At 71.6% G+C, this 19646-nt stretch carries 18 protein-coding genes; 10 read left to right on the top strand and 8 right to left on the bottom strand.

The annotated features are described in order from the left end of the window. The first annotated feature begins 7 nt into the window (after positions 1 to 7). Complete coding sequence (locus ACS04_RS08350; RefSeq protein WP_048475900.1) at positions 8 to 508, top strand: hypothetical protein; 501 nt, start codon at positions 8 to 10, stop codon at positions 506 to 508. Here ACS04_RS08350 and ACS04_RS08345 read toward each other — a convergent pair. The 5 genes from ACS04_RS08345 to ACS04_RS08325 form a co-directional block, all read right to left on the bottom strand. Continuing rightward, the gene (locus ACS04_RS08345; RefSeq protein ID WP_048475899.1) at positions 475 to 1704 is read right to left on the bottom strand and encodes a serine hydrolase domain-containing protein; all 1230 of its coding nucleotides are present in this window, start codon (positions 1702 to 1704) and stop codon (positions 475 to 477) included. The two genes, ACS04_RS08350 and ACS04_RS08345, sit on opposite strands and share 34 nt — an antisense overlap. 145 nt (positions 1705 to 1849) lie before the next feature. Beyond that, positions 1850 to 2587, bottom strand: a complete 738-nt coding sequence (locus ACS04_RS08340; protein ID WP_048475898.1) for a response regulator — start codon at positions 2585 to 2587, stop codon at positions 1850 to 1852. Beyond that, positions 2584 to 3768, bottom strand: coding sequence for a sensor histidine kinase (locus ACS04_RS08335; RefSeq protein ID WP_048476004.1), 1185 nt, complete (start codon positions 3766 to 3768; stop codon positions 2584 to 2586). Before ACS04_RS08335 ends, ACS04_RS08340 begins: the two co-directional genes overlap by 4 nt. Beyond that, complete coding sequence (locus tag ACS04_RS08330; protein ID WP_398022985.1) at positions 3768 to 4466, bottom strand: glycerophosphodiester phosphodiesterase; 699 nt, start codon at positions 4464 to 4466, stop codon at positions 3768 to 3770. Before ACS04_RS08330 ends, ACS04_RS08335 begins: the two co-directional genes overlap by 1 nt. A gap of 31 nt (positions 4467 to 4497) precedes the next feature. Further along, the gene (locus ACS04_RS08325) at positions 4498 to 5523 is read right to left on the bottom strand and encodes an adenosine deaminase (protein WP_048475896.1); all 1026 of its coding nucleotides are present in this window, start codon (positions 5521 to 5523) and stop codon (positions 4498 to 4500) included. A gap of 108 nt (positions 5524 to 5631) precedes the next feature. Here ACS04_RS08325 and ACS04_RS08320 point away from each other — a divergent pair, with 108 nt between their 5' ends. After that, positions 5632 to 6333 carry a DUF4190 domain-containing protein gene (locus ACS04_RS08320; protein WP_048475895.1) on the top strand — a complete coding sequence of 234 codons (702 nt, stop codon included), beginning with the start codon at positions 5632 to 5634 and terminating at the stop codon, positions 6331 to 6333. A 132-nt stretch (positions 6334 to 6465) separates the two neighbouring features. Here ACS04_RS08320 and ACS04_RS08315 read toward each other — a convergent pair whose 3' ends face one another. Further along, complete coding sequence (locus ACS04_RS08315) at positions 6466 to 7020, bottom strand: riboflavin biosynthesis intermediates N-glycosidase (RefSeq protein WP_078864552.1); 555 nt, start codon at positions 7018 to 7020, stop codon at positions 6466 to 6468. Positions 7021 to 7202: 182 nt separating this feature from the next. On the opposite strand from ACS04_RS08315, the gene ACS04_RS08310 reads away from it, so the two are divergent. The 8 genes from ACS04_RS08310 to ACS04_RS08275 all read left to right on the top strand — a co-directional run bounded on the left by ACS04_RS08310 (position 7203) and on the right by ACS04_RS08275 (position 16935). Further along, positions 7203 to 8720: a gamma-aminobutyraldehyde dehydrogenase gene (locus tag ACS04_RS08310; RefSeq protein ID WP_048475894.1), complete on the top strand. Its 1518-nt coding sequence runs from the start codon at positions 7203 to 7205 to the stop codon at positions 8718 to 8720. 72 nt (positions 8721 to 8792) lie between these two features. Then, complete coding sequence (locus ACS04_RS08305; protein ID WP_048475893.1) at positions 8793 to 10043, top strand: polyamine ABC transporter substrate-binding protein; 1251 nt, start codon at positions 8793 to 8795, stop codon at positions 10041 to 10043. Between the two features lie 70 nt (positions 10044 to 10113). Further along, on the top strand, positions 10114 to 11265 hold the full coding sequence (locus ACS04_RS08300) for an ABC transporter ATP-binding protein (RefSeq protein ID WP_048475892.1): 1152 nt from the start codon (positions 10114 to 10116) through the stop codon (positions 11263 to 11265). Next, entirely contained in the window at positions 11262 to 12191 is a 930-nt protein-coding gene (locus tag ACS04_RS08295; protein WP_048475891.1) for an ABC transporter permease, read from the top strand. Before ACS04_RS08300 ends, ACS04_RS08295 begins: the two co-directional genes overlap by 4 nt. Next, entirely contained in the window at positions 12191 to 12985 is a 795-nt protein-coding gene (locus tag ACS04_RS08290) for an ABC transporter permease (RefSeq protein WP_048475890.1), read from the top strand. Before ACS04_RS08295 ends, ACS04_RS08290 begins: the two co-directional genes overlap by 1 nt. 21 nt (positions 12986 to 13006) lie before the next feature. Beyond that, entirely contained in the window at positions 13007 to 14425 is a 1419-nt protein-coding gene (locus tag ACS04_RS08285) for an NAD(P)/FAD-dependent oxidoreductase (RefSeq protein WP_048475889.1), read from the top strand. 145 nt (positions 14426 to 14570) lie between these two features. Then, the gene (locus ACS04_RS08280) at positions 14571 to 15035 is read left to right on the top strand and encodes a bifunctional DNA primase/polymerase (protein WP_048475888.1); all 465 of its coding nucleotides are present in this window, start codon (positions 14571 to 14573) and stop codon (positions 15033 to 15035) included. A 97-nt stretch (positions 15036 to 15132) separates the two neighbouring features. Next, positions 15133 to 16935, top strand: a complete 1803-nt coding sequence (locus ACS04_RS08275) for a chitinase (protein WP_048475887.1) — start codon at positions 15133 to 15135, stop codon at positions 16933 to 16935. Here the strand turns inward: ACS04_RS08275 and ACS04_RS08270 are convergent. Together ACS04_RS08270 and gabT are read right to left on the bottom strand one after the other, a co-directional pair. Then, entirely contained in the window at positions 16920 to 17525 is a 606-nt protein-coding gene (locus ACS04_RS08270; RefSeq protein ID WP_342449403.1) for a phosphatase PAP2 family protein, read from the bottom strand. The two genes, ACS04_RS08275 and ACS04_RS08270, sit on opposite strands and share 16 nt — an antisense overlap. 385 nt (positions 17526 to 17910) lie before the next feature. Continuing rightward, positions 17911 to 19257 carry a 4-aminobutyrate--2-oxoglutarate transaminase gene (gene gabT, locus ACS04_RS08265; protein ID WP_048475886.1) on the bottom strand — a complete coding sequence of 449 codons (1347 nt, stop codon included), beginning with the start codon at positions 19255 to 19257 and terminating at the stop codon, positions 17911 to 17913. Between the last annotated feature and the right edge of the window lie 389 nt (positions 19258 to 19646).

Below are 19646 nucleotides of genomic sequence, written 5' to 3'. Positions count from 1 at the left end.
TCCTTCCATGAGCGAGAGAAGCGCCCTTCAGCGGCGGATCCGTGCCTGGCTGGCCCTGTTCATCACCTGCCTCGTGCTCAGCGGTCTCACCGCCTTCCCGCTGGTCAGTGAATTGCAGTGGGCCAACTCCCTGCTCTCCCACGAGTGGCTCCGGCGGGTGGGCGATGGGCTGGAGCGGGCCGATGCCGACTACCCCTTCCTCCTCTACGGCACCGACTGGCTCGCCTTCGCCCACCTGGTGATCGCGGTCTTCTTCTACGGGGTCCACCGCGACCCCGTCCGCAACATCTGGATCGTCGAGGCCGGCATGATCGCCTGCGCCGGCGTGATCCCCCTCGCCCTGATCTGCGGCCCCATCCGGGGCATCCCCTTCGGGTGGAGCCTGATCGACATGTCCTTCGGCGTCTTCGGAGTCCTGCCCCTGCTGGTGCTCCGGCGGATGATCAAGCGCCTGGAGGCCATGCCGGCCCAGGGCTACCGGGCGAAGGCCGCCGCGACGATCCCGTAGGCCACCGGGTTCATCTCCCGACCCTTGGCGTCGGTGGAGTTGACCGAGTAGACCAGGGTGCGCGAGAGATCGCGCGCCCCGCCGATCACGGTGCTGTAGCCGAACCGGGAGCCGGTCTTGCCGTAGACCACCGTGCCGTCCGGCAGGGCGAACCGCGCCAGCCCCGCGGTCTGCTCCGCGGCCTTTCCGGTCTCGAAGTCCGCCACCGCCGGCACCGTGAACATCTCCTCCAGCTGCGCCTTCGGCACCACCCGGCCGGTGAACAGGGCCTGGGTGAACCTCTCCAGGTCCGCCGTCGTCGATATCAGGTCCCCGGCGGCCCAGCCGGCCGAGGAGTTCCACTCCGTCACATCCACCAGGGAGGTCCCGCCACCGGGCTTCGCCACCGCCTGGTAGCCGTGGTGGTGCGGGCCCGCCAGCCGGCTCTCCGTACGCGACGGAACAGAGGTGTGGCGCAGCCCCAGCGGCCCCAGGATCCGGGCGGACAGGGCCTGCTCGTACGTCGTGCCCGTCAGCTTCTCGATCAGCACGCCCAGCACCGTGTAGTCGATGTTGAGGTAGTGCTGGCGCTCGCCAGGCCGGAACTCGGGCCCCTTCGCCGCCGCTTCGGCGATCAGACCGTGCGGATCGACCACGTCGTACCGGTGCGCGTACTGCGCCTCGAACGAGTCCCCCGGACCGTCGGCCGCGGGGATGCCGCTCGTGTAGTTCAGCAACTGGCGCACGCTGATGGGCTCGAAGCCTCCCGGTCCCGACGGCAGCAGCCCCGGCAGGTACTGCTGCACGGGCCGGTCCAGATCGACCGTGCCCTCGGCGGCCAGCTGAAGGACCATCGCCGCCGTGAAGGTCTTGGTCACCGAACCCGCTCGGAAGCGGGCGTCGTCGAACGCCTTGCGCCCCGTGCGGACATCGGCCACGCCGGAACTGCCCACCCAGCGGCCGCTCGTCCCACCGACGCGGACCAGCGCGGCCGTCGCGTCCTTGCTCTCCGGGCCCACACCGGCGATCGCCTTCCGCAGGGCCGCCGCATCGGGCGGGGCCGTGTAGAGGGGCCGCTCGGTGGCTTCCGCCGGCACCCGCACGGCCACCGCGCCGGCACCGGGCGCCGCGGCCGCAGCCGTATGGGCGGCGGCCGGACCGGCCGCCACACCGAGGACCAGGGCGGTGGCGATCAGTGTGCGCTTGCGTACGTCCATGGCGGGAACCCCCTGCGAGTCATCCGGGCCCCAGCGGCCCCGATGACTCAATGCTGCAGGTCACCGGGGTCCCCGCGGATCACCCGCGGGAGGGGTCTTCACCGGTACGACAAGTCACCTGTGCGAGGGACCGGCCCGCCCCCTCTCACTCCCCAGAGGGAGATACCCCGGAGCCAGCCGCGCTCCCGGCCCCGCTCCGAGCCGCGCTCCCAGCCCCGCTCCCCACCCCGATCAACCCCGTCTCGTACGCGCAGATCACCGCCTGGATCCGGTCCCGCAGCCCGAGCTTCCCCAGCACGTTCCCCACGTGCGACTTCACGGTGTGCTCGCTCACCACGAGCGCGGCGGCGATCTCCGCGTTCGACAGCCCCCGTCCCAGATGCACCAGCGTCTCCCGCTCCCGCGCCGTCAGCACCTCCAGCCGCTCCGCGGGTACGGGCCCCGCGGCCGCCGGCCGCGCCGTCACCGCCGTGTACTCCTCGATCAGCCGCCGCGCCACCGAAGGCGCCAGCAGCGAATCGCCCGCCGCCACCACGCGTACCGCATGCACCAGATCGTCCCGCCGCACGTCCTTCAGCAGGAACCCGCTCGCCCCCGCGTGCAGCGCCTCGTACACGTACTCGTCCGCGTCGAAGGTCGTCAGCATCACCGACCGGCACGAGTTCCCGGCCGAGATCGCCCGGCAGGCCCCGATCCCGTCGAGCACCGGCATCCGCACGTCGAGCAGCGCCACGTCCGGACGCAGCTCCCGCACCGCCGCCACCGCCGCCGCGCCGTCCCCGACCTCCGCGACGACCTCGACGTCCTCCTGCGCGTCCAGGATCATCGCGAAGCCGCTGCGCACCAGCTCCTGGTCGTCCGCCACCACCACGCGAATCGTCAACGCCCCACCTCCAGCGGCGAGGTTACTAGGCGCACGCAGACCGAAAAGCCCAGGCCGCCCGGGCCCGGACCGTACTCCGCCGTCCCGCCGTGCGCCGCCGCCCGCTCCCGGATCCCGATCAGGCCGTGCCCCCCGCCGGCGGCCGCGGGTCCCGGACCCCGCCCGTCGTCGGTCACCCGCACCGTGAGCGTCCGCTCCCCGTACTCCAGCCGCACGGACACCGCCGACGCCCCGGCGTGCTTCACCACGTTCGTCAGCGCCTCCTGCACCACCCGGTGCACCGTCGCCTCCAGCGCCGCCGGCAGCGGGCGCACCGCTCCCGTCCGCTCGTACGACACCCGCTGCCCGCTGCCCCGGACCCGCTCCAGCAGCCCCGCCAGCTCCCCGATCCCGGGCTGCGGCGACCGCGGAGCGGCCTCCTGCGCCGCCCCCCGGTCCGTCCGCAGCACGCCCAGCATCGTCCGCAGCTGCGCCATCGCGTCCCGCCCCGTCTCGGCGATCGCCTCGAAGGCAGCCTCCGCCCGCTCCGGAGCCCGGCGCACCGCCACCGGACCGGCCTCCGCCTGCACGATCATGATGCTGACCGCGTGCGAGAGGATGTCGTGCATCTCCCGTGCGATGCGGGCCCGTTCGCGCGCCGCCGCCTGCTCAGCCTCGATCCGGTTCGCCCGCTCCAGCTCCGCCGCCCGCGCCTCGACGGCTTCCGTGTACGCCTGACGGGTGTACTGGAGCCGCCCCAGCGCGTACGCCGCCGCGAAGACGAACAGCGCGAACAGCAGCTCCCTGGCCGTCCCCGTGTTGAGCGCCACCGAGGCGAGGATCAGCCCCGTCAGCACCACGCCCATCGTGATCCGCACCCGGGCCGGACACAGCAGCGCCATCGTGTACACGCCGATCAGCGGGGCGTACGGCAGCGGCTGGCCGGGGCCGTCCAGCGCCAGCGTGTAGAGCGTGCCGGCCGCGACCATCCCGAAGATCGCGGGCACTGGCGCCCGCCGCCGCCACACCAGCGGCACGTTGCCGAGCGTGGTCAGCAGGTACGCGGGCCAGGTGGCCGGCGAATCCAGCGGATCGCGCGGCACGACGAACGGGATCGTCGTCGCCACCTGGACCAGCAGCGTCAGCCCGAGGTCCTGCCACCGCGGATCCGCCCGCCGGAGCCGCTCCCCCCAGGCCCGTATCACCGGCCGGGCACCGCGAGTTCCGCCCGTACGCGGGCCAGCGCGTCCAGCCGGTTGGTGGTGACCGCGTCCACCCCGGCCGCGATCAGCCCGCGCATCGCCCACGCCGTGTCCGCGGTCCAGGCCGAGACCAGCAGGCCCTCCCGGTGCAGGGCGTCCGTCAGCTCCCGGTCCACCAGCCCGAAGCGGTAGTTGAGCCAGGACGGCGCCACCGCGTCGATCAGCACCCGACGGGGCGGCGCCAGCGTGGTCCAGGTCAGCGCGATCTCGGCGCCCGGATCGGCGGCGCGCACGGCCAGCATCGTGTCCGGGCCCGCGCAGTAGTACGTACGGTCGCGGGCTCCGCACTCCCGGACCTGGCCGACGACCGTCCGCACGGCCTCGGCCGTGGCGCCAGGCAGGTCGATCATCACCCGGCCCGCGCCGGCCGCCATCAGGGCCTCGCGCAGGGTCGGGATCCCGCCCCGCGTCAGCTCCACCAGCTGTGCGGCCGTGACGGCGTCGAGCCGCACGTCATGGCCCCACAGCCGCTTGAGCGTCTCGTCGTGGAGCAGGACCGGCTGCCCGTCGCGGGTCAGCCGGACGTCGATCTCCACCGCGTCCGCCCCGCGCGCGAAGGCGGAGCGGATCGAGGGGAGGGTGTTCTCACGGACACGGTAGGGATCGCCGCGGTGGCCCACGGCCGTCAGGGTGCGCATGACAGCCATTGTCGGCGTTCCCCACGGTCCGTCAGGGCGCCAGCCAGGCGGCGGTGTACGTGTCGATCTCCGCGGTGAGCTTCGCCTTGCCGGCCTCGTCCAGGAAGGAGGCCTCGACGGCGTTCTTCGCCAGCTGCGCGAGCCCGCGCTCGTCGAGGTCGAGGAGGCGTGCGGCGACCGCGTACTCGTTGTTGAGGTCGGAGCCGAACATGGGCGGGTCGTCGCTGTTGATGGTGACGAGCACGCCCGCCCGCACCATCTCCTTGACGGGGTGGAGGTCCAGGTCGGTCACGGCCCGCGTGGCGATGTTGGAGGTCGGGCAGACCTCCAGTGCGATCCGGTGCTCGGCGAGGTAGGCCAGGAGTTCCGGGTCCTGCGTGGCGCTGGTGCCGTGGCCGATGCGCTCGGCGCCCAGCTCGCGGATGGAGTCCCAGATGGTCTCGGGACCGGTGGTCTCGCCGGCGTGCGGCACGCTGTGCAGGCCGGCCGCGCGGGCGGCGTCGAAGTACGGCTTGAACTGCGGGCGCGGGACGCCGATTTCAGGGCCGCCGAGGCCGAAGGAGACCAGGCCCTCCGGGCGCAGTTCGACGGCGAGGCGCGCGGTCTCGGCGGCGGCCTCCAGGCCGGCCTCGCCGGGGATGTCGAAGCACCAGCGCAGGATGACGCCGAGCTCGGTCTCGGCGGCCTTGCGGGCGTCCTCGATGGCCTCCATGAAGGCCTTCTCGTCGATGCCGCGGCGCGTGGAGGAGTACGGGGTGATGGTCAGCTCGGCGTAGCGGATGTTCTGCCGGGCCATGTCGCGGGCGACCTCGTACGTGAGGGTGCGTACGTCGTCGGGCGTGCGGACCAGGTCCACGACGGACAGGTAGACCTCGATGAAGTGCGCGAAGTCGGTGAACGTGAAGTAGTCGGCGAGCGCCTCGGGGTCCGTGGGGACCTTGGAGTCGGGGTGGCGGGAGGCGAGTTCGGCCACGATGCGCGGGGAGGCGGAGCCGACGTGGTGGACGTGGAGTTCCGCCTTGGGCAGCCCCGCGATGAAGGGGTGCAGATCGGGCATGAGGGAGCCTCCGGGAGGACGGGTGCGGACAGAACGGGCTTCATCGTAGGCAGCTCCGGGACCGTCGGTGACAGCACATAGCATGGGCGTACGAGAGGGGGGCGCCGCATGACCGAACAGAGCCCCGAGCCGCAGGATCCGTGGGCGCCGCCGGAGCGGCCGGCGGTGGAGCTCGGCAAACCGCAGGCCACACCGGGGGAGTCGGGGCCGCCGTCCGTGCACGACCAGCCGACGATCGCGGGGATGCCGGGGGCCGACGCCCCGCCGGCGCAGATACCCGGGCCGGCGCCGGTTCCCGCCGCGGTGCCCGCACCCGCACCGGGCACGGCGCTGCCGCCCGCGTACGGGTACCCGGCGCAGCCGGACCCGGGGGGCTACGCCTACCCCGGACCGCCGCCCGCGCAGCCGGCGTACGGCCATCCCGGATACCCGGGGCGGCAGGGCTATCCGGGGTACCCCGGCTACCCGGGCTACCCCGGCTATCCGGCGAAGAGCAACGGCTTCGGGATCACCGCCTTGGTCCTCGGCATCATCGGCGTGGTCACCTGCTACCTGGGCGTGCTGTTCGGCGTCCCGGCGCTCGTCTTCGGCATCCTGGGCCGCAAGAAGGCCCAGCGCGGCGAGGCCGACAACGGCCCGATGGCTCTTGCCGGCATCATCCTGGGCGCGATCGGCATCCTGATCGGCATCCTGATGATCGGGCTCGTCATCGCCGGCGTCCTGCTCGGCGACCAGGGGAGCGGCTCCGGCTCCGGTTCCGACTACGACGGCGGCTCGTCCTCGCACACGCACGTGCGCGAGCGCGTCTGACACGCTGACACGCCGGGTCCGCGGGTCCGTCGGATCCGCCGGGCCCGTCGGGGTACGGGCGCGGCGGGCACGGCACGAAGCCGCGGCCGCCTCGCTCGCCCGCCGCGCATGCGGGAGCGCGCCCGCCCGGGGTCAGGCCTCGCCCGCGCGCAGCAGTCCGCGCGCCTCCATCAGCGCGAATCCCAGCAGGTTCAGCCCCCGCCAGCGGGCGGGGTCCAGGGCGCCCTCGTCGTCCGCCGCCAGCCCGATGCCCCAGATGCGGTCCATCGGGCTCGCTTCCACCAGCACGCGGTCCCCGGTGCCCAGCAGGTACGCGCGCAGCTCGGGGGTGGACGCGAACTTGTGCACGCTGCCCTCCACCACGAGCGCGAACCGCTCCCGCGCCCATATCGCGTCGTCGAAACCGCGCACGAGCCGGCCGGCCTTCTTGGCCTGCGCCGGAGTCTTCGCCTCCAGCGCGGCGCGCTCGGCCTCCGCGTCCCCGAACAGCCGGGCCTTGCCGGCCATCATCCAGTGCTCGGCCGTGTCGTAGCGGACCTCACCGACCGTGAACGGGGAGGGCCACCACTGGCTCATGCAACTGGGGCCGAGCGTCCCGTCGGGGCGCGGCCGGTGCCCCCAAAAGGGCAGGTACTTCACCCGCTCACCACGGCTGACCTGCTCGATCAACGTGTCGATCTTCTCCATGCACGCGAGTGTGGCAGTCGCCACTGACACTTCGTACGGGATTTGCGATGTGTCTCGACACATGGTCGACCGATTCCGTCGCGTAATCAAAAGGCAACAACGGAATCACTTGGCGGTGGGGAACACCTCTGCCAGGATCGGCACTCAATTCGAGCTGAAGCTACGGAGAGCGTGAGAGCGTCATGGTGAATCGCTTCCAGGTCAAAGACCGCTTCGCAGACGGTGCGCAGTACATCGACGGGCGGCTGAGGTCCGGTACCTCCGGACAGTCGCACACCGTCGTCGATCCTGCGACGGGCGAGGAGGTGCTCACGTACGAGCTGGCCTCCACCGCCGACGTCGACGAGGCCGTCGCCGCCGCCAAGCGGGCCTTCCCCGCCTGGTCCGCGGCCACCCCCGGCGAGCGCTCCGACGCCCTGCACCGGCTGGCCGCCGTGCTGGCCGAGCAGGCCGAGGACTTCGCGTACGCGGAATCCCTGCAGTGCGGCAAGCCGATCAAGCTGTCCACCGAGTTCGACGTACCGGGGACCATCGACAACACCGCCTTCTTCGCGGGCGCCGCCCGCCACCTCCAGGGGCAGGCGGCAGCTGAATACTCAGGAGACCACACCTCCTACGTACGCCGCGAGGCCATCGGGGTCGTCGGATCCATCGCGCCCTGGAACTATCCGCTCCAGATGGCCGCCTGGAAGATCCTCCCGGCCATCGCCGCGGGCAACACGATCGTCCTCAAGCCCGCCGAGCTGACCCCGCTGACCTCCCTGATGTTCGCCCAGGCGGCCAAGGACGCGGGCCTGCCCGACGGCGTGGTCAACATCGTCACCGGCGCCGGCCGGGACGCGGGCGAGCACCTGGTGGGCCACCCGGACGTGGTCATGACCTCCTTCACCGGCTCCACGGCGGTGGGCAAGCGGGTCGCCGAGATCGCCACCGCCACCGTCAAGCGGCTCCACCTGGAACTCGGCGGCAAGGCGCCCTTCCTGGTCTTCGACGACGCCGACCTGGAGGCCGCGGCCCACGGCGCCGTCGCCGCCTCCCTGATCAACACCGGCCAGGACTGCACCGCCGCCACCCGCGCGTACGTCCAGCGCCCCCTGCACGAGGCCTTCGTCTCCCGCGTGGCCGAGCTGATGGAGACGGTCCGCCTCGGGGACCCCTTCGACCCGGCCACCGACCTCGGTCCGCTCGTCTCGCACGCCCAGCGCGACCGGGTCGCCGGCTTCGTCGAGCGCGCCCGCGGCTACGCCACCGTCGTCACCGGCGGCGAGGTCCCGGGAGGCGAGCTCGCCGAGGGCGCCTACTACCGGCCCACCCTCGTCAGCGGCGCCGCCCAGGACAGCGAGGTCGTCCAGTCCGAGATCTTCGGACCGGTCCTCGTCGTCCTGCCCTTCGACACCGACGACGAGGGCATCGCCCTGGCCAACGACACCCCGTACGGACTGGCCGCCTCGGCCTGGAGCCGCGACGTGTACCGGGCCGGCCGCGCCACCCGCGAGATCAAGGCGGGCTGCGTCTGGGTCAACGACCACATTCCGATCATCAGCGAGATGCCCCACGGCGGCTACAAGGCGAGTGGCTTCGGAAAGGACATGAGCGCCTACTCCTTCGAGGAGTACACGCAGGTCAAGCACGTGATGTACGACAACACCGCGGTGGCGGCCAAGGACTGGCACCGCACCGTCTTCGGGGACCGCACCTAACCGTCCACGGCTGCCGCCGCGTGGCAGCCGGCCGCCTGACCAGCGGCGCCACCCCTCCCGAAAGGGCAGTTCATGGAGCAGTTCGAGCCCGACCGCCTCTCGGCGGCGCAACTGGCCGCGATGCGGCGCAGCATCACCGGCGGGCGCGGCGCCCTCACCCGCCGCTCGCTGCTGCGCGCCTCCGGAGTAGGAGCGCTCACCCTCGGCGGCCTGGCCTCCCTGTCCGCCTGCGGCATCCCGCCGGCCAAGCGCGCGGGTGAGGCGTCCGCCGCCTCCGAGGACCGCTCGGACCAGGAGAAGGAGATCGACTTCTCCAACTGGACCGAGTACATGGACACCAGCGAGGACGAGAAGACCCACCCCACGCTGGACGAGTTCACCCAGCGGACCGGGATCAAGGTCAAGTACGCCGAGGACATCAACGACAACGTCGAGTTCTTCGGCAAGGTCCGCCCGCAGCTCGCGGCCGGCCAGGGCACCGGCCGCGACCTGATCGTCGTCACCGACTGGCTCGCCGCCCGCATCATCCGGCTCGGCTGGGCGCAGAAGCTGGACCCCTCCCACCTCCCGCACGCGTACGCCAACCTGATCCCGCAGTTCCGCAACCCCGACTGGGACCCGGGCCGCGCGTACAGCTACCCCTGGACCGGCATCGACACCGTCATCGCCTACAACGCGAAGGCCACCGACGGCAAGAAGGTCGACTCCGTCACGCAGCTGCTCGACGACCCCTCCCTCAAGGGCCGCGTCGGCTTCCTCACCGAGATGCGCGACAGCGTCGGCATGACCCTGCTCGACCAGGGCAAGGACCCGGCGAACTTCACCACCGCCGACTTCGACTCCGCCATCGGCCGGCTCCAGAAGGGCGTGGACACCCAGCAGATCCGCCGCTTCACCGGCAACGACTACACGGCGGACCTCGACAAGGGCGACCTCGCCGCCTGCCTGGCCTGGGCCGGCGACGTCATCCAGCTCCAGGCCGGCAACCCGGACATCAAGTACGCGATTCCGGCGCCCGGTTACATCACCTCCAGCGACAACCTGCTGGTCCCCGCCCATGCCCGGCACAAGGCCAACGCCGAGAAGCTGATCGACTTCTACTACGAGCCGCCGATCGCCGCCCAGCTGGCCGCGTTCATCAGCTACGTGTGTCCCGTCGAAGGCGTCAAGGAAGACCTGGCGAAGATCGACCCCGCGCTCGCGGACAACCCCCTGATCATTCCGGACAAGGCGATGGCGGCCAAGGCCCACGCCTTCCGCTCCCTCAGCAGTGAGGAAGAGACCGCCTACGAGGAGAAGTTCGCCAAGCTCATCGGAGCCTGACCGAACCCCTTCGTGCCGGCACCCGCGCCCCGCACCCTTCCGACGACACCACCACCGAAGGCCCAGGCCCATGACTGACAAGACCGCGGGCGGCGACGTCCGCCTCGCCGGGATCAGCAAGCACTACGGCTCGTTCACCGCCGTGCACCCGCTGGATCTCACCATCCCCCAGGGCTCCTTCTTCGCCCTCCTCGGCGCCTCGGGCTGCGGGAAGACCACCACCCTGCGCATGATCGCCGGCCTGGAGGAGCCCTCCACCGGAACGGTCAGCCTCGGCGAGCGCGAGGTCACCCACCTGCCGCCCTACAAGCGCCCGGTCAACACCGTGTTCCAGAGCTACGCGCTCTTCCCGCACCTGGACATCTACGAGAACGTGGCCTTCGGACTGCGCCGCCGCGGCATCAAGTCCGTCAAGAAGCAGGTCGAGGACATGCTGGAGCTGGTCGAGCTGGGCCAGTTCGCCCAGCGCAAGCCCCACCAGCTCTCCGGCGGCCAGCAGCAGCGCGTGGCCGTGGCCCGCGCGCTCGTCAACCACCCCCAGGTACTGCTCCTCGACGAGCCCCTGGGCGCCCTCGACCTCAAGCTGCGCCGCCAGATGCAGCTGGAGCTCAAGCGCATCCAGACCGAGGTCGGCATCACCTTCGTGCACGTCACGCACGACCAGGAGGAGGCCATGACCATGGCCGACACGGTCGCCGTGATGAACGGCGGCCGCGTCGAGCAGCTGGGCGCCCCCGCCGAGCTGTACGAGAACCCGAAGACCACCTTCGTCGCCAACTTCCTCGGCACCTCCAACCTCATCGAGGCCGAGGTGCTGGAGGCCGGCGGCTCCGACGTGCTGGTGGGTTCGGCGGACGCCAGGCTGCGGCTGCCCGCGGCCCGATGTTCGACCACGCCCACCGCCGGCGGAAAGCTGCTGGTCGGGGTGCGTCCCGAGAAGATCTCCCTGGTGCACGCGGCGGACGAGGACACCGTCGCGGCCGGCCGCAACAAGGTCCGCGGCACGATATCCGCCTCCTCCTTCATCGGCGTCTCCACCCAGTACGTCATCGACAGCCCCGTCTGCCCGGAGCTGGAGGTGTACGTCCAGAACATCGAGCGCGACGCCCGCCTGGTCCCCGGCGCCGAGGTGGTGCTGCACTGGAACCCCGAGCACACCTTCGGCCTCGACGCGGCCCAGGACATCGACGCGGGCATCGAGACGGTCGAGGAGGGCGCATGAGCGCCCCGGCCACGCCGGCGCAGGCCGCCGTCGCCGCCGAGCCCCCGGTCCACAGGGCCTCGCTGCGCAAGCGGCTGGTCCCGTACTGGCTGCTGCTCCCCGGCATCCTGTGGCTGCTGGTGTTCTTCGTCCTGCCGATGATCTACCAGGCCTCCACCTCGGTGCAGACCGGCTCCCTAGAAGAGGGGTTCCAGGTCACCTGGCACTTCCAGACGTACTGGGACGCCCTCACCGAGTACTACCCGCAGTTCCTGCGCTCCCTGCTCTACGCCGGCACCGCGACGGTGCTGTGCCTGCTGCTCGGCTACCCGCTGGCCTACCTCATCGCCTTCAAGGCGGGACGCTGGCGCAACCTCCTGCTGGTGCTGGTGATCGCCCCCTTCTTCACCAGCTTCCTGATCCGCACCCTGGCCTGGAAGACGATCCTGGCCGACGGCGGCCCGGTGGTGGGGGTCCTCAACACCCTGCACGTCCTGGACGTCACGAGCTGGCTCGGGATGACCCAGGGAGACCGGGTGCTGGCCACGCCGCTCGCGGTGGTCTGCGGTCTGACGTACAACTTCCTCCCCTTCATGATCCTGCCGCTCTACACCTCGCTGGAGCGCATCGACACCCGTCTCCACGAGGCGGCCGGGGACCTGTACGCCCGCCCCTCGACCACCTTCCGGAAGGTGACCTTCCCGCTCTCCATGCCGGGCGTGGTCTCCGGGACCCTGCTCACCTTCATCCCGGCGAGCGGCGACTACGTGAACGCCGAACTGCTCGGCTCCACGGACACCCGGATGATCGGCAACGTCATCCAGTCGCAGTACCTGCGCATCCTCGACTACCCGACGGCCGCCGCGCTGTCGTTCATCCTCATGGCCATCGTGCTGATCATGGTCACCATCTACATCCGCCGAGCGGGGACGGAGGACCTGGTCTGATGCGTTGGCTCCGGCGCAATCTCGTCGTCATCTTCGGCCTCGGCACGCTCGCGTACATGATCCTGCCGAACGTCGTCGTGACCGTCTTCTCCTTCAACAATCCGGCCGGCCGGTTCAACTACGCCTGGCAGGAGTTCTCGCTCGACGCCTGGAAGGACCCCTGCGGGGTCGCCGACCTGTGCGGCTCGCTGTCCCTCTCGCTCCAGATCGCCGTGTGGGCCACCCTCGGCGCCACCGTCCTCGGCACGGCCATCGCCTTCGCGCTGGTGCGCTACCGCTTCCGGGCGCGCGGCGCGGTCAACTCGCTGATCTTCCTGCCGATGGCCATGCCCGAGATCGTCATGGCCGCCTCGCTGCTCGCCCTGTTCCTGAACATGGGCATCCAGCTGGGCTTCTGGACGATCCTGATCGCCCACATCATGTTCTGCCTCAGCTTCGTCGTCGCCGCCGTCAAGGCGCGCGTCCTGTCGATGGACCCGCGGCTGGAGGAGGCCGCCCGCGACCTCTACGCGGGCCCTGTGCAGACCTTCCTGCGGGTGACCCTGCCGATCGCGGCACCCGGTATCGCGGCGGGCGCGCTGCTGTCGTTCGCGCTGTCGTTCGATGACTTCATCATCACCAACTTCAACTCGGGCAACACCGTCACCTTCCCCATGTTCGTGTGGGGATCGGCCCAGCGCGGTACGCCTGTACAGATCAACGTCATCGGTACGGCGATGTTCGTCATCGCGGTGCTGGTGGTGCTCGTCGGCCAGATGGTCGGCAACCGCCGCAAGAACGCACAACCCAAGTAACTCTGTAGGGAGTTGGAAGACATGGCCCCAGTCGCCATGCGAAGTGTGGCTCAATCCCTTTCCGGAGCACTGCCGGTCTCGTACTGGCTGGACGACCCCGGCAAGCCCGCCGCGCAGCCGGCGCTGACCTCCGACGAGGCCTGCGACCTGCTCGTCATCGGCGGCGGCTACAGCGGGCTGTGGACCGCGCTCATCGCCAAGGAGCGCGACCCCGCCCGGGACGTCGTCCTGATCGAGTCGAAGGAGGCGGGCTGGGCCGCCTCCGGCCGCAACGGCGGGTTCTGCGCGGCCTCCCTCACGCACGGCCTGGCCAACGGCATGGCGCGCTGGCCGGGCGAGCTCGCCAAGCTGGAGGAGCTGGGCGCCCGCAACCTCGACGAGATCGAGGCGGCCATCGCCCGCTACGGCATCGACTGCGATTTCGAACGCACCGGCGAGATCGACGTGGCCACCGAGCCCCACCAGGTCGAGGAGCTGCGCGAGCTGTACGAGGAGGCCGGGAAGCTGGGCCTCGGCGGCGGCTCGCGCTGGCTGGACCGCGAGGAACTGCGCGCCGAGGTCGACTCGCCGACCTTCCTCGCGGGCCTGTGGGACACCGACGGCGTCGCCATGCTCAACCCCGCCCGGCTGGCATGGGGCCTGAAGGAGGCCTGCCTGTCGCTGGGCGTGCGGATCTACGAGAACACCCGCGGGCTGGACCTGGCCGCCTCGGGCGCCGGGATGGCCGTACGCACCCCGTACGGGCGGATCTTCGCCCGCCGCGTGGCGCTCGGCACCAACATCTTCCCCTCGCTGGTCAAGCGGATCCGGCCGTTCACGGTGCCCGTCTACGACTACGCGCTGATGACCGAGCCGCTGACCGCCGACCAGCTGAAGGCCATCGGCTGGAACAACCGCCAGGGGCTGGGCGACAGCGCCAACCAGTTCCACTACTTCCGCATCACCCCGGAGAACCGCATCCTGTGGGGCGGCTACGACGCCATCTACCCCTACCGCGGCAAGCTGGACTCCGAGTACGACCACCGCCCCGAGACGTACCTGAAGCTCGCGCAGCACTTCTTCGCCGCGTTCCCGCAGCTGGAGGGCATCAAGTTCAGCCACGCCTGGGGCGGGGCCATCGACACCTGCTCGCGCTTCTCGGCCTTCTTCGGCACCGCGCACGGGGGCAAGGTCGCCTACGCGGCCGGCTACACCGGGCTCGGGGTGGGCGCCACCCGCTTCGGCGCGGACGTGATGCTCGACCTCCTCGACGGGGCCCGCACCGAACGGACCGAGCTGGAGATGGTGAAGTCCAAGCCGATGCCCTTTCCGCCCGAGCCCTTCGCCTGGACCGGGATCACGCTCACCAAGTGGTCCCTGGCCCGGGCGGACGCCCGCGGCGGCCGCCGCAACCTGTGGCTGAAGGTCATGGACAAGTTCGGCCTCGGCTTCGACAGCTGACCGCCCGCCCCCGCCCCGGCGCGCGCCGCGCTTCACCCCGTGAGCCGCTTCACCCCCACGGGGTGGGCGAACCCGCGTCATCGCAGGGCCCGGCCCCGCTCTCTTCCGGTGAGGAACCCTCATCCGAGAGAACGGAGGCCGGGCGATGCGCGGCACGGACATCAAGAGCGCGGTGGAATGGCTCGTATCGGTGGCGCCGGATCCCGACGCCTGCCGGTGGGAGTGGGAGCGCAACCCCCTCGGGGTCGCCCTGCTGCCCGCCGGCCGGCGGTGGGACGTGCTGATCCTGCCCGGGGAGCTGGGGCAGACCGCGCTCGACGTACTGACCCTGCTCCTCGACCGGCCCGGCCCGGTGCTCGCCGACTTCGGCGACACCCGGCTGGGCTTCTTCGTGCCCCCGGGGACCGCGTCCCGCTGGCTCGGCACCGGCGTGCGGGGAGCGGGGCGGGGGACCTGGATCGTGGTGCCGTACCCGGGCCGGACCACGGGCGGGGTGCACTGGCTGGTGGCCCCGGACGGCAGCGGGACGCTCACGGACCCCGTGCTGCTGGAGCTGGCCATGCACGAGGCGGCGGCCCGGGTGGCGGGGCAGGAGGGCCGCAAGCCTTGACAAGGGCATTGGTCTGGACCATGTTGGGCGCCGCTGCCGCATTCCCGGCGGCCTGGCTCCATCCCCCCATGCTCCGGAGGCAGTTGTGCGCAGACGCATGTCCTTCGTTACCGCGGCCGCCCTCGCGGTGGCCGCCTTCCTCGCCGCGGGCCCGCCGGCCGCGGCGGCCGACGCCGACCTCGCCCGCAACGGCGGCTTCGAAGCCGGACTCGACGGCTGGAGCTGCTCGGCCGGCAGCGGAACCGTCGTCACCACCCCGGTCCACGGCGGGAGTTCCGCCCTCCGGGCCACCCCGGCCGGCCAGGACAACGCCCGCTGCTCCCAGGCCGTCACCGTCAAGCCCGACTCGACGTACACGCTGGCCGCCTGGGTGCAGGGCGCGTACGTCTACCTCGGCGCGGCCGGGACCGGCACCACCGACGTGTCCACCTGGACCCAGACCCCGGGCGCCTGGAAGCAGCTGAGCACGACCTTCCGCACGGGGCCGGCCACCACCTCCGTGACGATCTACACGCACGGCTGGTACGGCCAGAGCGCCCACCTCACGGACGACGTCACGCTCGTCGGCCCCGACCCGGGCGGCACCGGACCGGGCCAGCCCCAGCCCCCGGCCGCCCCCACCGGCCTGACCGCGTCCGGCGCCACCGCGAGCAGCCTGAACCTCTCCTGGTCGGCCGCCTCCGGCGCCACCTCGTACACGCTCTACCGCGACGGCGCCGCACCCGTGGGCGTCACCGGGACCTCGGCGACGGTCACCGGCCTCGCCGCGTCCACCCCGTACACCTTCCGGGTCACCGCGGTGAACGCGGCCGGCGAGTCCGCGAAGAGCGCCCCGGTCACCGCCTCCACCACGAGCGGGTCAGGCGGCCCGGGCAACCCCGGCCTGCCGGCCCACGCCCTGGTCGGCTACCTCCACGCGAGCTTCGCCAACGGCTCCGGCTACGTGCGGATGGCGGACGTCCCCGCCTCCTGGGACGTCATCGACCTCGCCTTCGGCGAACCGACGTCGGTGACCTCGGGAGACATACGCTTCTCGCTCTGCCCGGTCGCCGAGTGCCCGAACGTGGAGTCCGCCGCCGAGTTCAAGGCGGCCATCAAGGCCAAGCAGGCGGCCGGCAAGAAGGTGCTGATCTCGATCGGCGGCCAGAACGGCCAGGTCCAGCTCGCCACCACGGCCGCCCGCGACACCTTCGTCTCCTCCGTCAGCAAGATCATCGACGAGTACGGGCTCAACGGACTCGACATCGACTTCGAGGGCCACTCGCTCTCCCTCGCGACGGGGGACACCGACTTCCGGGCCCCCACCACCCCCGTGATCACCAACTTGATCGCCGCCGTGAAGACGCTCAAGGCCAAGTACGGCCCCGACTTCGTCCTGACCATGGCCCCCGAGACCTTCTTCGTCCAGCTGGGATACCAGTACTACGGCTCCGGCCCCTGGGGCGGCCAGGACCCGCGCGCCGGCGCCTACCTCCCCGTCATCCACGCCCTGCGCGACGACCTCACCCTGCTCCACGTCCAGGACTACAACTCGGGCTCGATCATGGGCCTCGACAACCAGTACCACTCCATGGGCGGCGCCGACTTCCACATCGCCATGACCGACATGCTGCTCACCGGCTTCCCGGTCGCGGGCGACACGGCGCGCTTCTTCCCGCCGCTGCGCCCCGACCAGGTGGCCATCGGCCTCCCGGCCACCACCAACGCGGGCAACGGGCACACCCCGCCCGCCGAGGTGAACAAGGCCCTGGACTGCCTGACGAAGAAGACGAACTGCGGGACCTACCAGACCCGCGGCACCTGGCCCGCCCTGCGCGGCCTGATGACCTGGTCGGTCAACTGGGACCGCTTCGGCGCCTGGGAGTTCTCGAAGAACTTCGACGCCTACTTCGGCGGCTGACCGCCGCCGGCCCGGCCGGTCGGGTCCCCGAAGGCTCCGACCGGCCCGCGCCGTCGGCCGCGATCGGCCCGTGCGCGTGGTCCGGCGGCGCGGCGGACGGTGTGGGCGACGGGCGCCAGCAGGAGGGCGCACAGGAAGCAGCTGGCCAGGACGTCCACGGGCCAGTGCCAGCCGCGCAGGATCAGGCCGGTGGCGGTGGCGGCGGTCAGCAGGAGGGCCAGGGCCATCGGCCACGGGCGGCGCGCGTACGGGGAGACCAGCAGGGCCGCCCCGATGTACGCGACGGCCGAGGTCGCCGTGTGGCCCGAGGGGAAGTAGCCGGCGGCCCACGGCTCCAGGGGCCCCGGGCGGGCGGTCCACTCCTTCAGCGGCACGATCACGGCCGGGACCAGGGCCATCGCCAGCCCGGCCGCCAGCGCCGGGGCCCAGGACCGCGAGCGGCGGACGGAGTACGCCATCGCCAAGGCCAGGACGGGGACGGCGACCGGGACGTTGCCGAGGTCGCTGAGGCGCTCGGTGACGGAGTCGGGGACCGTGCGGACCAGGGCGCGGCTCAGGCGCGCGTCCGGCGTGAGCAGCGGACCCGACACCAGGACCTGCCAGGTCGTCAGGGCGAGCCCCAGCAGGGGGAGAAGGAGGAGGAGAATGGCCGGCCGTCCCGGAACAGGGGGGATGGTTCCGGGACGGCCGCCCGGATCGGGTTGCCGAGCGCCCCGGGGGGTTTGGGGCGAACGGCCGTCCGATCGGTGAGGAGTGTGCGCGAACGCAGGCCCAGTGCGGCGCTGGGGAAGCCCGGTACTGGAGTCGCCCCCGGTCTCCCGGGAGCGGGGTGTCTCACTCATCTGCAGAAACCGTACGGCAGCGAAAAGGGGACCGACAGCAGGAACGCGCTCCTGCCATCGGCCCCCCACATCTTCTTCACAGCGCCTGCCCGTTACCGGAGGTAGCGGCGGGCTCCTGTGTTCGGAAGCTAGCTCAGACGTCCGTGCCGATGGCCGCGAACGCCGCCTCGATGAGGTCCAGGCCCTCGTTCAGCAGGTCCTCGCCGATGACGATCGGCGGCAGGAAGCGGAGCACGTTGCCGTAGGTGCCGCAGGTGAGGACGAGCAGGCCCTCGGCGTGGCAGGCCTTGGCGAGCGCGCCGGCCGCCTCCGGGAACGGGGTCTTGGAGACCGGGTCCTTGACGAGTTCGATCGCGATCATCGCACCGCGGCCGCGGATGTCGCCGATGATGTCGTACTTCTCCTGCATGGCCGTCAGGCGGGTCTTCATGACGGACTCGATCCTCTTCGCCGCGGCGTTGAGGTCGAGCTCCTTCATCGTCTCGATGGAGCCCAGCGCACCGGCGCAGGCCACCGGGTTGCCGCCGTACGTGCCGCCCAGGCCGCCCGCGTGCGCGGCGTCCATGATCTCGGCGCGGCCCGTCACGGCGGCGAGCGGCAGACCGCCCGCGATGCCCTTGGCGGTGGTGATCAGGTCCGGGACGATGCCCTCGTCCTCGCACGCGAACCACTGGCCGGTGCGGCAGAAGCCGGACTGGATCTCGTCGGCGACGAAGACGATGCCGTTCTCGTTGGCGAACTTCACGATCGCCGGCAGGAAGCCCTTGGCCGGCTCGATGAAGCCGCCCTCGCCGAGGACCGGCTCGATGATGATCGCGGCGACGTTGTCGGCGCCGATCTGCTTGGTGATCTGGTCGATCGCCTGGGCGGCGGCCTCGGGGCCGCAGTTCTCGGCGCCGGTGGGCCAGCGGTAGCCGTAGGCGACCGGGACGCGGTAGACCTCGGGGGCGAACGGGCCGAAGCCGTTCTTGTACGGCATGTTCTTCGAGGTCAGCGCCATCGTGAGGTTCGTACGGCCGTGGTAGCCGTGGTCGAAGACGACGACGGCCTGGCGCTTGGTGTACGCACGGGCGATCTTGACGGCGTTCTCGACGGCCTCGGCGCCGGAGTTGAACAGCGCCGACTTCTTCGCGTGGTCGCCCGGGGTCAGCTCGGCCAGCGCCTCGCAGACCTCGACGTAGCCCTCGTACGGCGTGACCATGAAACAGGTGTGGGTGAAGTCCGCGAGCTGCGCGGAGGCGCGGCGCACGACGGCCTCGGCGGAGGCGCCCACGGAGGTCACGGCGATGCCGGAACCGAAGTCGATCAGGCGGTTGCCGTCGACGTCCTCGATGATGCCGCCGCCGGCGCGGGCCGTGAAGACGGGGAGCACGGAGCCCACGCCGCCGGCCACCGTCTGAAGGCGGCGGGCCTGCAGCTCCTGCGACTTGGGGCCGGGGATCGCGGTGACGATCTTGCGCTCCTGCGGGACAGCGGTCATAGGGGGCTCCTGGGGGGTGTTTTCGGACGCACTTGTGTCTTTGTCCGCAGGCTAGGCCCGGGGGAGGGGGTACGGCATGCTCCGTTCGGGAGTGGTACCCGCGTGTCCTTGTCCGTCACGGCCATAGGAGGCAGTGGCCACCTGTCTTGTGGACGCTGCGGAGACAGGGCCCCGTACGGGGCCCACGGGCGCCCGCGGACAACTACATTGAGCGACGCAGCGCAGGCACGGGCAGGGGGCAGGGGTTTCATGGACACCGACGGCACGTACGGCCACAGCCACGGCGGGCCCGGCGGCCCGCCCGACGAGGTGACCGCCGCGGGCCACGTGCCCCGCCCCGCCGGACCGCCGCCCGCCCTCCCGCCCCGGCCGGCCAAGGCTCCGCCGCC

The organism is Streptomyces roseus, assembly GCF_001044425.1.
GTDB classification, from domain to species: Bacteria; Actinomycetota; Actinomycetes; order Streptomycetales; family Streptomycetaceae; genus Streptomyces; species Streptomyces roseus.
The sequence above is the reverse complement of the archived record's forward strand: the minus strand, read 5'-3'. Positions and strand labels throughout refer to the sequence as shown.

Coding starts and splice junctions, on each gene's coding strand:
- ACS04_RS08290 (WP_048475890.1), top strand. CDS start 12,191: ATGCGTTGGCTCCGGCGCAATCTCGTCGTCATCTTCGGCCTCGGCACG.
- ACS04_RS08305 (WP_048475893.1), top strand. CDS start 8,793: ATGGAGCAGTTCGAGCCCGACCGCCTCTCGGCGGCGCAACTGGCCGCG.
- ACS04_RS08300 (WP_048475892.1), top strand. CDS start 10,114: ATGACTGACAAGACCGCGGGCGGCGACGTCCGCCTCGCCGGGATCAGC.
- ACS04_RS08330 (WP_398022985.1), bottom strand. CDS start 4,466: ATGCGCACCCTGACGGCCGTGGGCCACCGCGGCGATCCCTACCGTGTC.
- ACS04_RS08320 (WP_048475895.1), top strand. CDS start 5,632: ATGACCGAACAGAGCCCCGAGCCGCAGGATCCGTGGGCGCCGCCGGAG.
- ACS04_RS08315 (WP_078864552.1), bottom strand. CDS start 7,020: ATGGAGAAGATCGACACGTTGATCGAGCAGGTCAGCCGTGGTGAGCGG.
- ACS04_RS08295 (WP_048475891.1), top strand. CDS start 11,262: ATGAGCGCCCCGGCCACGCCGGCGCAGGCCGCCGTCGCCGCCGAGCCC.
- ACS04_RS08310 (WP_048475894.1), top strand. CDS start 7,203: ATGGTGAATCGCTTCCAGGTCAAAGACCGCTTCGCAGACGGTGCGCAG.
- gabT (WP_048475886.1), bottom strand. CDS start 19,257: ATGACCGCTGTCCCGCAGGAGCGCAAGATCGTCACCGCGATCCCCGGC.
- ACS04_RS08275 (WP_048475887.1), top strand. CDS start 15,133: ATGTCCTTCGTTACCGCGGCCGCCCTCGCGGTGGCCGCCTTCCTCGCC.
- ACS04_RS08350 (WP_048475900.1), top strand. CDS start 8: ATGAGCGAGAGAAGCGCCCTTCAGCGGCGGATCCGTGCCTGGCTGGCC.
- ACS04_RS08280 (WP_048475888.1), top strand. CDS start 14,571: ATGCGCGGCACGGACATCAAGAGCGCGGTGGAATGGCTCGTATCGGTG.
- ACS04_RS08345 (WP_048475899.1), bottom strand. CDS start 1,704: ATGGACGTACGCAAGCGCACACTGATCGCCACCGCCCTGGTCCTCGGT.
- ACS04_RS08325 (WP_048475896.1), bottom strand. CDS start 5,523: ATGCCCGATCTGCACCCCTTCATCGCGGGGCTGCCCAAGGCGGAACTC.
- ACS04_RS08285 (WP_048475889.1), top strand. CDS start 13,007: ATGGCCCCAGTCGCCATGCGAAGTGTGGCTCAATCCCTTTCCGGAGCA.